Below are 13,815 nucleotides of genomic sequence, written 5' to 3' on the forward strand. Positions count from 1 at the left end.
AGGAGAATGTAACTATGAGTAAATTATTAGAAGTAAAAGATCTGTGTGTCTCCTTTTATACTCATGCTGGTGAAGTTCAAGCAGTACGCGGAGTTTCATTTGATCTTAAAAAAGGTGAGACATTAGCAATCGTAGGTGAATCAGGTTCAGGGAAATCAGTAACATCTAAAGCATTAATGGGGCTTATTCCAAGCCCTCCAGGTAAAATTAAAAGCGGCGAAATTTTATTTGATGGTAAAGATTTAGCGAAATTAAGCGATAAAGAAATGCAAGCTATTCGAGGAAAAGATATTTCGATGATTTTCCAAGACCCAATGACATCTCTTAACCCAACACTTACAATTGGTTATCAGATCATGGAAGGTCTTTTAAAACACCAAAAAATGAGCAAAACTGAAGCGAAAAAAATCGCTTTAGAACTTATAAATCTTGTTGGTATTCCACATGCTGAAGAGCGTTTTAAACAATATCCTCACCAGTTCTCTGGTGGTATGAGACAACGTGTTGTAATCGCAATGGCGTTAGCTTGTAATCCAAAATTATTAATTGCGGATGAGCCGACAACAGCACTAGACGTTACAATTCAAGCGCAAATTCTTGAATTAATGAAAGAAATTCAAAGAAAAACTGAATCGGCAATTATCTTCATTACACATGATTTAGGTGTAGTAGCTAATGTTGCTGATAAAGTAGCTGTAATGTATGCAGGTAAAGTAGTTGAATTCGGAACGGTTGATGATGTGTTCTATAACCCTCAACATCCGTATACATGGGGTCTGCTTGCTTCAATGCCGGATCTTGATAACGAACAAGGAGAAGAGTTAGTAGCAATCCCTGGTACGCCACCGGATCTATTAAATCCTCCTAAAGGTGATGCTTTTGCACCACGTAATCCAAATGCTCTAAAAATTGACTTTGAGATGGAACCTCCAATGTTCAAAGTGTCTGATACACACTACGCTGCTACTTGGTTACTTCATGAAGATGCACCAAATGTTGAACCACCTGAGTCAGTTAAGAAGCGTATCCGACGTATGAAGGAAGGTGAAGTAAATGTCAAATAAGACTGCTGATAAATTAGTTGAAGTTAAGAATTTAAAACAATATTTCAATACTGGTAAAACGACAGTTAAGGCGATTGATGATGTTTCATTTGACATTTTCCGTGGTGAAACATTCGGTCTAGTAGGTGAATCAGGTTCTGGTAAGTCAACTACAGGTCGTGCAATCATTCGTTTATATGATGCAACTGACGGTCAAGTAATATTTGATGGCGTAGATGTACATGGTAAGAAAAGTCGTAAAGATTTAAAACAATTTAACCGTCGTATGCAAATGATTTTCCAAGATCCATACGCGTCATTAAATCCACGTATGAAAGTTGCCGACATCATTGCTGAAGGAATCGACATTCATGGCTTAGCTCGTAACAGAGAAGAGCGTACAAAAATGGTTTATGACTTACTAGAAACAGTAGGTTTAAATAAAGAGCATGCTAATCGTTTCCCTCATGAGTTCTCAGGAGGACAACGTCAACGTATTGGTATCGCAAGAGCACTAGCAGTACAACCAGACTTTATTATTGCCGATGAGCCAATTTCAGCTCTTGACGTTTCAATTCAAGCTCAGGTTGTTAACTTAATGAAAAAGCTTCAAAAGGAAAAAGGTTTAACATATTTATTTATTGCCCATGACCTTTCAATGGTTAAGTATATTAGTGACCGAATCGGTGTAATGTACCACGGTAAAATTGTTGAACTTGCAGATAGTGATGAGCTTTATAATCACCCAATGCATCCATATACGAAGTCATTATTATCAGCGATTCCACTTCCAGATCCTGTTTATGAGCGCAATCGTAAACGTATTGTTTATGATCCATCTCAACATGATTATGCAAATGAAGAGCCAAAATTACGAGAAGTTCGTCCAGGACATTTTGTTCTTTGCTCAGAAGCTGAATTTAAAAATTATCAACAACTTTATAAATAATTGAAAAAACCTAGTGATATTCACTAGGTTTTTTTTTAGGCACTTTGATAAGAGATTGTTGTTAAAAAAGGTTTCTTAGAAAAAAATATAAAGCAGTTAGTTTGTAAAGAATGTGAAAGTATATTCTGGAAACGTAAAATAACCATTATAAAAATGAAACAGTTTTTAGGTAAACAACTTTCCTTTATACAATTATTGTACATATTAGTAGCTGTTTATTTAATAAGTGTGTGAAATTAGAAAAGAAATTGGAAAGAATTTGAGGACATTAATCAAACTAAACATGTAGAACAATAAATGAGAAGTAAAAAGAGTGAAAAAAGCAAAATAAAAACACCATCACGGTGTTTTTAATACGTTTTTTTACGATATTTTCCTTCGCCACCAACTTGTTTAAAGTTAGCTGTCATTCGGTTAGACATATCAACAAATTGACTTTTTTTACTTCTTCCAAATATCTTCTCGCCAATAGCGTTTGTAAACACACCATTTAATGCAGTTATACCAATTACTAAAACTGCAACAATTAATAAATCAATTCCATATGCTGCCATTTGATTAAGCCTCCTAGAAATGTAAGCGTTACTATTATTGTATTAAAAAATGTGGAAATAATAAAGGGAAAAGTGAGAATTTACTTAATATATATTGTAAATTACAAAGTTACTTTATTTAAATTAAATTCGATCTTGATTACAAATGTACTTAGGGATAAAAACAAAATTTTTTTCTAAAAGATTGTTGTTTTTAACGCATGACCTAAGTTTTTAAATTTACAGAAAATTGTACACCTTTTGTACAAGTTTTTTTAAGTTTTTTTACAAATAGTCTATATTTCTTTACAGCATTATTGTATAATGTGAACATATAGTGATAGATTAAACTTATTATAATTAACAAATACTTATAAAGTATAACACATAACTATATAACTTTTTTAAAGGAAAGAATAGTTAGGGGGAGAGCAAAATGGTAATTTTGTATAATTCACCAAGTTGTACGTCTTGTCGTAAAGCAAAAATGTGGTTAGAAGATAATAACATTCCTTACAAAGAAAGAAACATCTTTTCAGAACCGTTATCTATTAATGAAATTAAACAAATTTTACGAATGACTGAGAGCGGAACTGATGAAATTATTTCAACAAGATCTAAAATTTTCCAAGAATTAAATGTAGACCTTGAGAGCCTTCCATTACAAGACTTATATGAAATTATTCAAAAATATCCTGGCCTACTTAGAAGACCAATTATTATTGATGAAAAACGATTACAAGTTGGCTACAACGAGGATGAAATAAGAAGATTCTTACCACGTTCTGTTCGCACATATCAATTACGAGAAGCTCAACGTTTAGTAAATGAGTAAATTTCTGTTTTGAATTGTGAAAAAAGATACAATTATTGATTAAGATTCTCAATCATATAATACAAATACTTAATCATAAAGATATAATAAGCTGTAAAAAGTAATTAAACTACTTTTTACAGCTTTTTTTTCTAATCATTTATGATGTTCGTCTTTTATATCGAATTGTATTAAAGTAAAATCCAACTAATATTGTAATGAATACGCAAAGAGTATACATTATAAATTCAATCTCATTGCGACCATTAATATATCGACTAATCAGAGGTTCTTCAATTAACATTTTACTTGCTGTTATAGAAAGAACTGAGGCCCCAACAAAACTTAGTATTGGGTATCGTTCTAAAAACCATAATACAATTTTACTTCCCCAAATGATAATTGGTATTGAAATTGATAAACCCAATATAACAAGCGTTGGATTTCCATTCGAAGCTCCAGCTATTGCTAAGACATTGTCGATTCCCATAACTAAGTCTGCAAACACAATTGTTCGTATTGCGTGAAAAACAGTATAGTTTTCTTTAACGGATGACATTGTATCTTCATCCTGAATTATAAGCTTACATGCTATGTATAAAAGTAGTATTCCGCCGATGAAATGAAGGAAGGGAACTTTTAAAACATAAATTGCTCCAATCGTTAAAACAATTCGTAAAATAATTGCGGTTATACTTCCAAAAACAATGGCCATATTTCGCTGTTTCAAAGGTAATTTTCTACACGCCAATGCAATTACAATGGCGTTATCTCCACCTAAAACTATGTCAATCGTGACAATCATAACAATAGACCATATATATGGTAGATCAATCATGTATTCACCTCACTTAATAAATTGCTTTATAGATGATTGTCCTAATAATAATAGGTATATGATGATTTTAAAAAAATAGGTGAATTTTATTTCCAAAAAATGAATTTGTAACATAAAATATAATTGTAGTTACTATTCGCATTTAATATTTTTTCATGGTAAGATAGATAAAAATTTACCTATTTGGCTAATTTTTTATACTGTAAGTTTTTAAGTTACTATTTCAGAATTTTATATTTATCATAAATTTATTTTTTCTATTTAGCCTAACGCAATTTACTTGTTGTTCAATAAGGAGGGGGAAAACAATGGAAATAGAAAGAATCAATGAAAACACGTTTAAGTTCTCCATATCCTACTTAGACATTGAAGAGAGAGGATTCTCTAAAGATGAAGTTTGGTTAGATAGAGAAAGAAGTGAAGAACTTTTTTGGGAATTAATCGATGAAGCACATTTAACTGAAGAATTCATTGCTGGTGGACCCCTATGGATTCAAGTACAGGCACTAGACAAAGGTCTCGAAGTTGTTGTGACAAAAGCAGTCATTTCGAAAGATGGTAAAAAAGTCGAGGTTAACTTAGGTGAAGGTGAGAAAAATTTAGAAATTCCATTTCTTTCTGTAGATGATGAAGATGATGAAACAGATGAAGATGAGGAAGATGATGAACTTTTTGAATCAATGGAAGAAGATGAAAATGAAATTATTTTGTACTTTAAAAATCTAGAAGATTTTATTTCATTATCTCATTCTGTCATCCAAGAGTCATATGAAAGTTCGTTATATTCTTATCAGGATTTCTATTATCTACATGTTAAGTTTGAAGAGAATATTTATGATGAAACTCAAATTGAATATTTGTCATCTATGATGCTTGAATATGGACATCGCTCAAAGCTAACGATTCATGTTCTAGAAGAATACGGCAAAATTATCCATGAAAAAACAGCTATTCCGCATTTTAGATCCATTTTTCCATTACTGTAAAAACCGATGCCATAGGGATCGGTTTCTTTTCTGTTAAAAGGAGACACTATATGCAATTTCGATTAAAGCTTTTATTATTTTTAACAATTATTATATGCATATTATATTTCGCTTCTCCAACGATTAAATTTATTTGGTTAATGAATTTTGCTTTTTTTGAGGGTTCAACGATTATTAGAACGATAACGTTAATGTTCTCCATTACAGCAATTGGTGTAGCAATCATCATATTTTTGGAAAATAGAAATCCCGCTAGAACATTAACTTGGATAATACTTTTAGCTATCTTCCCTCTATTTGGATTTTTCTTTTACCTTCTATTTGGACAAAATTATCAAAAAAAGAGAATCTACCGTAAAAAAGCAATAATTGACCAAAATGCAAGTGAGCTGTTAAAACAATCGAATTATGAGGAAGTAGAAGAGTTTATTGCAAATAATAAAAGGCTGGAGTATTTAATCAATATCGCATCCAAACAAAGTAATATTCCAGTTACGATGAATACAGAAACAAAGGTACTAACTAATGGTAGTGAGACATTTCCTAAGATAATTGAAGAACTAAAAAAAGCAAAGCATCATATTCATATCGAGTTTTATATTGTAAGAGATGATGAAATTGGAAAACAAATTAAAGAAATTTTGATTGATAAAGCAAAAAATGGAGTAAAGGTTCGTTTTTTATATGATGCAGTTGGAAGTTGGAAATTATCTAGGTCATTCGTAAGAGATTTATTAAAAGAAGGTGTAGAAGTTTTACCTTTTTCACCTGTTAAAATCCCTGTTATTAATGATACGATAAATTATCGAAATCATCGTAAAATTATTGTTATTGATTCCAAGGTAGGGTTTGTTGGAGGTTTAAACATAGGTGATGAATATTTGGGTAAAAATCTATACTTTGGTAAATGGAGAGACACCCATTTATTTTTAAATGGAGAAGGAGTTCGGTCATTACAGTTTATTTTTTTACAAGATTGGTACTATATGACGAACGAGATTATTGATGATAAAAACTACTTTGATATTCCTATTGAAAATAAACATTCTACTGGGGCAATCCAACTAGTATCAGGTGGACCTGATCGAAAAAATGAAGTGATAAAAGATTTATTCTTCGCAATGATTACGAGTGCAAGGGAAAGTATTCAAATCGCTTCACCGTATTTTGTTCCAGATGAAGATTTATTAACTGCATTAAAGGTCGCTTCTAATGGTGGGGTAAAAGTAAAAATACTAATACCGGACCGTCCAGATAAAAAAATCGTATTTTATGCATCGCGTTCATATTTTCCAGAATTACTTGAAGCAGGTGTCGAAATTTTCGAGTATAAACAAGGATTTTTACACAGCAAAATTTTAATTGTAGATGGTGAGGTTGCATCTGTAGGTACTGCTAATATGGATATGAGAAGTTTTCATTTGAATTTTGAAGTAACAGCATTTCTATATTTAGAAGAAAGTATTAAACACTTAGTGAAGGACTTTAATCAGGATATTATTGATTCTGACGCAATACTCTTGAGTGATTTTAAAAAGAGAGCATTTTATAAACGGATATTTGAATCCTTATCTAGATTGATGGCTCCACTATTATAAAGAAATGAAAGCCGACTACAATTTGAAAATTCAAGTTGTAGTCGGCTTTTTATGTTAAAATCCGATTTTAATTTTTCAGCAGGAAAAAGAGATACTTACAAGGAATATACGGGTAAGGAGGTAAGTCTATGATAATTGCTTTAAGATCCGATAAATCTCAAATTAATTTATTTGAGTTTACCGTAACTGACGAAATCGTAAAAATGAAAAAAAATGGACCTTTTTATTGTCCAGTTTGTCAGAATGCAGTCAGACTGAAAACAGGAAATAAAAGGAGGGCACATTTTGCCCATATCCAATTAAATGATTGTGTAAATGAACGAAAAGAAAGTAAGCAGCATCTTGATGGGAAATTTGATTTGTATCATTTCTTTAATAGATATTCTGTGGAGGTATTAATTGAGCAATTTATTCCCGAAATAAATCAGCGTCCAGATCTTATGATTCAAGCTGAAAATGAGAAAATTAGTATAGAGTACCAATGTTCAAAAATACCATTAGAAGATATTCAGCAAAGAACTGAATCGTATAAGCTGATAGGTATGAAAGTATTTTGGATTTTAGGAAAAAACTTACTTTCACAAAAAGGTAGATTTTCTTTTACTCTAAATCCATTATCAATTTATTCATTAATAAACCCCAATTATCCTACACTCTATTTTTATGATTCCTCATCTAAAACCTTTAGAATCTTATCATCAATAATCGCATTCTCTTCAAATATTTTTGCCGGTAAAATAATGGACATTAAAATTGAACACTATAATCTTCAGAAGTTCTCAAATCATTCCACCATTCGAAAAAAAGATTTTATTACTACTTGGACAAAATTGAAAATGACTTATCGAAAAAGCCAGCATTTAAACTACAAAGGTAATTTTTATCGCTTGAAGGAGATCTTATATAATCTTCAAATAGATTATTTACCTTCAATTATTGGAGTACCATTAAATAGTAATTATGTTTTAAGTGAACACTGTATTGTATGGCAAGGAATGTTATATTTATTATTTATTCATCCAGCTCAATTGGAAGAAACGATTGATTTAAATGAGCTGAAATTCTATTTAAACAATCAAATAATAAGTGGTGTGTGGAAAGTCAATGAATTGCAATTTAAAGAAATAATAAATATGGAGAATTGTGTAGAAAATTATATTGATTTTTTAGAACATTTTAGAATCGTAAAACGGACGAAAAATGGTAAAATAATGAAGATAGCGAATGCTATTATTCCAACATCATTCCAACAAGCTTTGGATGAAGACTGTCTGACAGCTAGTAAAGCATTTGATTTGCTGTTTAATAATACAACTGGTTCGAATGGGCAATAACTCAGACACTGGAATGTTATTAATACTAATAATTATTTTAGGGGGATCAGACATGCTAGAACAAAAAGCTGTTAAAAAATTACCAACTAGAAATGAAGTACAAGCAGATTTAACATGGAAATTAGAAGATATCTATGAGACAAACGAGCAATGGGAAGCTGAATACAAAAAAGTGTTAGAACTAATTCCGACTTTTTCTGAATTCAATGGGAAATTAGGAGAATCATCATCAGCTCTTTTAAATGCGCTGAAAAGACAAGACGAAATTTCATTTTTGTTAGGTAAATTGTATACATATTCTCATATGCGTTATGATCAAGATACGACTAATTCTACATACCAAGCTTTAGATGATCGTGCAAAAAACTTATACACAAAAGCATCAAGTGCAATGTCATTTTTTGTGCCTGAACTATTAACAATTCCTGATGAAAAGTTGAAGTCATACTTAGAAGAGAATGCTGATTTGAAATTATATGAGCATTCTTTAGAAGAAATCTTAAAACAGAAGCCACATGTACTTTCAGCGGCCGAAGAAGAGATTATGGCTCAAGCGTCAGAAGTATTATCTTCTTCAAGTAATACTTTTGGAATGTTAAATAACGCAGATTTAAAATTTCCGACCATAGAAGATGAAAATGGCGAAGAAGTAGAAATCACTCACGGGCGATATACTCACTTTTTAGAAAGTGCTGACCGAAGAGTACGAAAAGATGCTTTTGAAGCCGTATACCACACATATGATGCGTATAAAAATACGTTTTCAAGTACACTAGGTGGTTCTGTTAAAAAGAATAACTTTAATGCAAGAGTGAGAAAGTATGAGAATGCACGTCAAGCAGCATTAAGTAATAATGCGATTCCAGAGGTAGTGTATGATCAATTAGTATCGACTGTAAATGACCATTTACATTTATTGCATCGCTATGTGGCGATTCGTAAAAAAGCTTTGAAATTAGACGAAATGCACATGTATGATCTATATACACCATTAGTGGAAGAAGTAAAAATGGAAGTAACATATGATGAGGCTAAAGAAATTTTAGTAAAAGCATTAAAACCGCTTGGAGATGAGTATGTAGATATTCTGAATGAAGCATACGAAAATCGATGGGTTGATGTTGTTGAGAATAAGGGGAAACGTAGTGGAGCTTATTCATCAGGTGCTTATGGAACAAATCCATACATTTTAATGAACTGGCAGGACAATGTAAACAACTTATTTACTTTAGCACATGAGTTTGGACATTCTGTTCACAGTTATTACACACGAAAAAATCAGCCTTATGTATACGGTGATTATTCTATATTTGTTGCAGAAGTTGCATCTACGTGTAACGAAGCGATTTTAAATGACTACATGTTAAAAAATACGGAAGACCCTAAACAAAGATTATACTTATTAAATCACTACTTAGAAACGTTTAGAGGCACAGTATTCCGTCAAACAATGTTTGCTGAGTATGAACACACTATTCATAAGTTAGCTCAAGATGGTGAGGCATTAACGCCAGATTTATTAACGAAAACATATTATGAATTAAACGAAAAATATTTTGGTAATGAATTAGTTATTGATGAATTGATAGGATTAGAATGGAGTAGAATACCGCACTTCTATTACAACTATTATGTTTATCAATATGCTACTGGTTTTAGTGCAGCTACTGCATTATCGAAACAAATTCTTGAAGAAGGTCAACCTGCTGTAGAAAGATATTTAGGATTCTTGAAATCAGGAAGTTCTGATTATCCAATCGAAGTATTGAAAAAAGCAGGAGTAGATATGACTTCTTCAGAACCAATTGTTGAAGCGTTAAAAGTTTTTGAAGAGATGTTAAATGAAATGGAAGAATTATTATTCAACTAAAAAGCTATAATTAAGATGATTTATAATTGATCATAAAAACGGTGCAAGTAATTTGCATCGTTTTTTTATGTCATTTTTTAGTTTGTGTCAAAAATGTGAATTATTTCTCAAACAGTTGCTAAATAGATTATTTAGATGTTATTATAGGGGTGTGAATTACTTCACAAACACAAATACCCCTTTGTTGAACGTGAAAATTTCTCCCATCCCCTAGATGTCAATTTTGACATCGGAAAAAGGACCTAGTGAAAACTAGGTCCTTTTTCTTTTATTACAACTATTCTTATTAAGATTCGAGAATACAGATTAACAAAGTGTAAATTAAAATATAGTTATATCTAAGTATTGAAAATAGATGTTATCTTTTTGTACAATCTTTTTCACTTTTCGAAGTAAAATTAACTTCTTTAACTCCAACTCAATTTGTTGAGTTGTTTTTTCATAAATCGTACATAATTCATCTATCGTAACAAATGGTTGGAATCTTATAAAATCTAGGAGTACTGGAAGGTTTCTTTTTTCAACTTTTTCATTATGCATTAACTGTAAAAGGTTAACATAAGTTTGATAATTTTCAAGTCCTGATACTTTTAAGCCCTCTTCCTCAATGTTCTCATTAAAAAATACTACGCTTGGAATTTCAGTCACGTGCATTTCTTTAGTTACCTTTATATCACATTGAAATGCTTTAATCGATAAGGGACTATGTAAATCCTCAATAAACTCATTTACATCGATTTCGATATCTTTTGCACATTGGATAAGAACATCTTTATTTGTAATGTCATAATCCATTAAGAAATAATATTCTTGTAATTTTTTTAAATAATTTACTCCAGCAATTCGCCCCTGAAGCTCGGCGGCTTTTATAGCAATAGCAGAGTAATACGGATAAAGCTCTTTATTATCAATCCATAAATGATCATCACAAAGTATATCAGAACGGCTGGCTGTTTTTTCCCAAACAAATGAGAGTGGGGATGGCCTTTTTTCTAGCAATTGCTTCGTCGTGTAATATCGATTTACAGGAATAAAAGTTGTTGAAAAATACTGACCATATTCTAAGTGAAACTTTTTTAAAAGTGTGCTAAAATCCCAGCAATTTTTACAAAGAGGATCTATGAATACATACAATTCAATCGCCTTTTTTGTACAATTATGCTCGGGATGTTTGATTGATTCAGTTTTAAATTGTTTGTCATTCATATATTTCACCCTTAATGCAATTCATATAGCCGTACTATAACAGGCTTAAATTTTATTTTGTAAGATATAACACATTTGGTCTCTATTCGTATTGTAGCAACGGATTGTTAATATTTCAAATATGACGCACTATTATTCGTGAAACTTCTTTTATTTTGCTCTAAATTTATGAAAGTATAAAAAAACCATATCATTTCTGATATGGTTTTAAGCGTAATATGAGTCAGTTACTTTACGAACATAATTTTGAGTTTCTTTAAATGGAGGAACTCCACCATATTTTTTAACATTGCCACTACCAGCGTTATATGCGGCTAGTGCAAGTTCGATGTTTCCGTTATATTTTGTCAAATGTGATTTAATCATACGAGTACCAGCTTCAATATTTTGCTTTGGATCAAATGGATTTGTTATTCCGTATGATTCAAAATTAAATGGCATAATTTGCATTAAACCTTTAGCACCAGCATGACTAACTGCGTTTGGATTAAAACCTGATTCTTGTTTAATAATTGATTGAATTAACTTTGGATCAACATCATATTTTTTGGCCATTTCATTAATAATCTCATCAAAGTCACCTTTTGCCATTTTACTACTCGTAAAACTAGTAGAAGATAAAGATGAAGAAATTTCATTGATCACTGGTTGAATTGAAGATGAAAAGTTACTACCTAACAATTGAGCAACGGTTTCACCATAGCTTAATTGAGGTTGAGGTACATCGATAATATTTGAAGTTGAACCCATTGAAGCAAGTTCGTCATTAAATAAAGTTCCAAATATCGAAGTTGCACTATCGCCTTTTTCACTTTGTTTCGTACCTGATAACTGATTAATATTCGATAATGCTTGAAGCTGAATTAATTTTTGGATTACTCCAACATCCATTCTATTTCTCTCCCAATAACCCTTGTTTTGCGTTAAAAAAGCGTTTAATTTTATTTAAAGTCTTACGCTCGGGTATCATATGATTCTTTAAAAGGTTGATGAAAATTTGTTTGCCAATCATTTCATCCGACACTTCATATTCTAATTCATAATCTTCTTGATTTAAATAAGTACTATGGTCTAAAACTAACAGTCCATTTTCATAAGCCAATTCTACTCGTTTTGTTTTTAATTCTCCTAATAAAGCCAAATCTACTAATGAAATATTGTCCTCTAGTAGCGTATCTTTTACTTCACCATCAGGGATAATGCACGTTTCTAGCATTTCGTTGGCTACAGCTTCAGATAATTTTTGGTGAATTTCTAAGTGACCAATAGCTTGTCTAATTTTCAAAGTTAAGGTAAAAGTTTGGGACTTTTGACGTATGCGAAGTGCTCCTCCGTAGTTTTTAATTGAAAAAGTTGGTGTTTCAAAGTAATAATTAATTTGAGTTTTGAAATCATGATCACTTATTTGAAAATAATTTTGAAGTTTTTCAAACTCATCTTTTGTTAATAAATTTTTAAATTCGATTTCAATTTCTTTCGCCATGTTATACTCCTTATGTTTTGTATATTTAATGTAAATGATAGAGCTAGTCGTCTAATTTATATATGATATGTTACAATAGAATTGGTCAAATTTGAATAAAATACATACATTAAAAAGGTTGAGGATTTACAATGAGAAAAATGCTTACAATAGAAGAAATCATTCAAAATGAAGATGGTTTATTTTTTAAAATAGAAGATAATGAAACCCTAAATTTTGATAATTGCCATGAGATTGGTACGATGATTGCAGATTCTGAACAAAATTCATTACTGTATATAATAGAAGAAAATGAAGAGTTTGTATATATTACAATCCCAGTCACACTTTGGGCTCATATTAAAAAGGCAAATGATCAACATCAAAAGGTTTTTCTACAATCTAGAGACGGTCAGCTTGAATTAAATAGTTGGAATGATGAACTAACCTATTTAGTTCAAAATGTAGAAGGTAACTTTAATTATGGGGAAGAATTTGTAAAACAAATTCAAAAGGTATTTTTAGAAGAGAAGTAAGTTGGTGGTGATTTAAATGAATGGTCAATGGGAAAGTTTTTTAGCACCTTATGAACAGGCAGTAAGTGAATTGAAAATCAAGTTAAAAGGCATAAGAAAGCAGTTTGAAGAGACTAGTCAACATTCACCGATCGAATTCGTTACAGGTCGTGTTAAACCTATTCATAGTATTGTTAATAAGTCGATCAAAAAGGGAATTCCATTATCAAAGTTAAATGAGGAATTACAAGATATTGCTGGTCTGAGAATGATGTGTCAATTTGTTGAAGATATTAAAACTGTAGTTGAACTTCTTCGAAAACGGAAAGATTTTAAAATTGTAGAAGAACGCGATTATATAACGAACAAAAAGAAGAGTGGATATCGATCTTATCATGTAGTAGTAGAATATCCTGTTCAAACGATTGAAGGAGAAAGAAACGTTCTTGTTGAAATTCAAATACGTACGCTTGCGATGAACTTCTGGGCTACGATTGAACATTCACTAAACTATAAATATAAAGGGCAATACCCTGAAAACATTCTTGAGCGATTACAACGAGCAGCTGAAGCAGCATTTTTACTTGATGAAGAGATGTCGCTTATTAGAGGGGAAATACAAGAAGCACAAGCTGAATTCTCGAAAAAAAACGACCAATAAGGAAAG

Annotated in this window: 14 protein-coding genes; 9 read left to right on the forward strand and 5 right to left on the reverse strand. The window is 31.2% G+C overall.

Annotated features, from left to right (window positions below; translation table 11 throughout):
• Window positions 1-14 precede the first annotated feature (14 nt).
• Entirely contained in the window at window positions 15-1,064 is a 1,050-nt protein-coding gene (locus tag B7R65_RS09480; protein WP_088042517.1) for an ABC transporter ATP-binding protein, read from the forward strand.
• Entirely contained in the window at window positions 1,054-1,992 is a 939-nt protein-coding gene (locus B7R65_RS09485) for an ABC transporter ATP-binding protein (RefSeq protein ID WP_088042518.1), read from the forward strand. Before B7R65_RS09480 ends, B7R65_RS09485 begins: the two co-directional genes overlap by 11 nt.
• A gap of 350 nt (window positions 1,993-2,342) precedes the next feature.
• On the opposite strand, the gene B7R65_RS09490 is transcribed toward B7R65_RS09485, so the two are convergent.
• Complete coding sequence (locus B7R65_RS09490) at window positions 2,343-2,546, reverse strand: hypothetical protein (RefSeq protein ID WP_088042519.1); 204 nt, start codon at window positions 2,544-2,546, stop codon at window positions 2,343-2,345.
• Window positions 2,547-2,961: 415 nt separating this feature from the next.
• On the opposite strand from B7R65_RS09490, the gene spxA reads away from it, so the two are divergent.
• Window positions 2,962-3,360, forward strand: coding sequence for a transcriptional regulator SpxA (gene spxA, locus B7R65_RS09495; protein WP_056473638.1), 399 nt, complete (start codon window positions 2,962-2,964; stop codon window positions 3,358-3,360).
• Between the two features lie 139 nt (window positions 3,361-3,499).
• Here spxA and B7R65_RS09500 read toward each other — a convergent pair whose 3' ends face one another.
• Window positions 3,500-4,174 carry a TerC family protein gene (locus B7R65_RS09500; protein ID WP_088042693.1) on the reverse strand — a complete coding sequence of 225 codons (675 nt, stop codon included), beginning with the start codon at window positions 4,172-4,174 and terminating at the stop codon, window positions 3,500-3,502.
• 311 nt (window positions 4,175-4,485) lie between these two features.
• On the opposite strand from B7R65_RS09500, the gene mecA reads away from it, so the two are divergent.
• The 4 genes from mecA to pepF all read left to right on the forward strand — a co-directional run bounded on the left by mecA (window position 4,486) and on the right by pepF (window position 9,965).
• Window positions 4,486-5,163, forward strand: a complete 678-nt coding sequence (mecA, locus tag B7R65_RS09505; protein WP_088042520.1) for an adaptor protein MecA — start codon at window positions 4,486-4,488, stop codon at window positions 5,161-5,163.
• 50 nt (window positions 5,164-5,213) lie between these two features.
• Window positions 5,214-6,761, forward strand: coding sequence for a cardiolipin synthase (gene cls, locus B7R65_RS09510; RefSeq protein ID WP_088042521.1), 1,548 nt, complete (start codon window positions 5,214-5,216; stop codon window positions 6,759-6,761).
• A gap of 128 nt (window positions 6,762-6,889) precedes the next feature.
• Window positions 6,890-8,095 carry a competence protein CoiA gene (locus B7R65_RS09515; protein ID WP_088042522.1) on the forward strand — a complete coding sequence of 402 codons (1,206 nt, stop codon included), beginning with the start codon at window positions 6,890-6,892 and terminating at the stop codon, window positions 8,093-8,095.
• 52 nt (window positions 8,096-8,147) lie between these two features.
• Window positions 8,148-9,965 (forward strand): oligoendopeptidase F, encoded by a 1,818-nt coding sequence (pepF, locus tag B7R65_RS09520; RefSeq protein WP_088042523.1) that lies wholly within the window; start codon window positions 8,148-8,150, stop codon window positions 9,963-9,965.
• A 321-nt stretch (window positions 9,966-10,286) separates the two neighbouring features.
• Here pepF and B7R65_RS09525 read toward each other — a convergent pair whose 3' ends face one another.
• The 3 genes from B7R65_RS09525 to B7R65_RS09535 form a co-directional block, all read right to left on the reverse strand.
• On the reverse strand, window positions 10,287-11,171 hold the full coding sequence (locus B7R65_RS09525; protein ID WP_088042524.1) for a DsbA family protein: 885 nt from the start codon (window positions 11,169-11,171) through the stop codon (window positions 10,287-10,289).
• A gap of 207 nt (window positions 11,172-11,378) precedes the next feature.
• Window positions 11,379-12,062 (reverse strand): lytic transglycosylase domain-containing protein, encoded by a 684-nt coding sequence (locus B7R65_RS09530; protein WP_088042525.1) that lies wholly within the window; start codon window positions 12,060-12,062, stop codon window positions 11,379-11,381.
• Window position 12,063: 1 nt separating this feature from the next.
• Window positions 12,064-12,654: a CYTH domain-containing protein gene (locus B7R65_RS09535; RefSeq protein WP_088042526.1), complete on the reverse strand. Its 591-nt coding sequence runs from the start codon at window positions 12,652-12,654 to the stop codon at window positions 12,064-12,066.
• A gap of 131 nt (window positions 12,655-12,785) precedes the next feature.
• On the opposite strand from B7R65_RS09535, the gene B7R65_RS09540 reads away from it, so the two are divergent.
• Window positions 12,786-13,169 (forward strand): UPF0738 family protein, encoded by a 384-nt coding sequence (locus tag B7R65_RS09540; RefSeq protein ID WP_088042527.1) that lies wholly within the window; start codon window positions 12,786-12,788, stop codon window positions 13,167-13,169.
• Between the two features lie 16 nt (window positions 13,170-13,185).
• Entirely contained in the window at window positions 13,186-13,809 is a 624-nt protein-coding gene (gene yjbM / locus B7R65_RS09545; RefSeq protein WP_088042528.1) for a GTP diphosphokinase, read from the forward strand.
• Window positions 13,810-13,815: the final 6 nt, after the last annotated feature.

The organism is Bacillus sp. EAC, from assembly GCF_002156875.1.
Lineage (GTDB): Bacteria > Bacillota > Bacilli > Bacillales > Bacillaceae_G > Gottfriedia.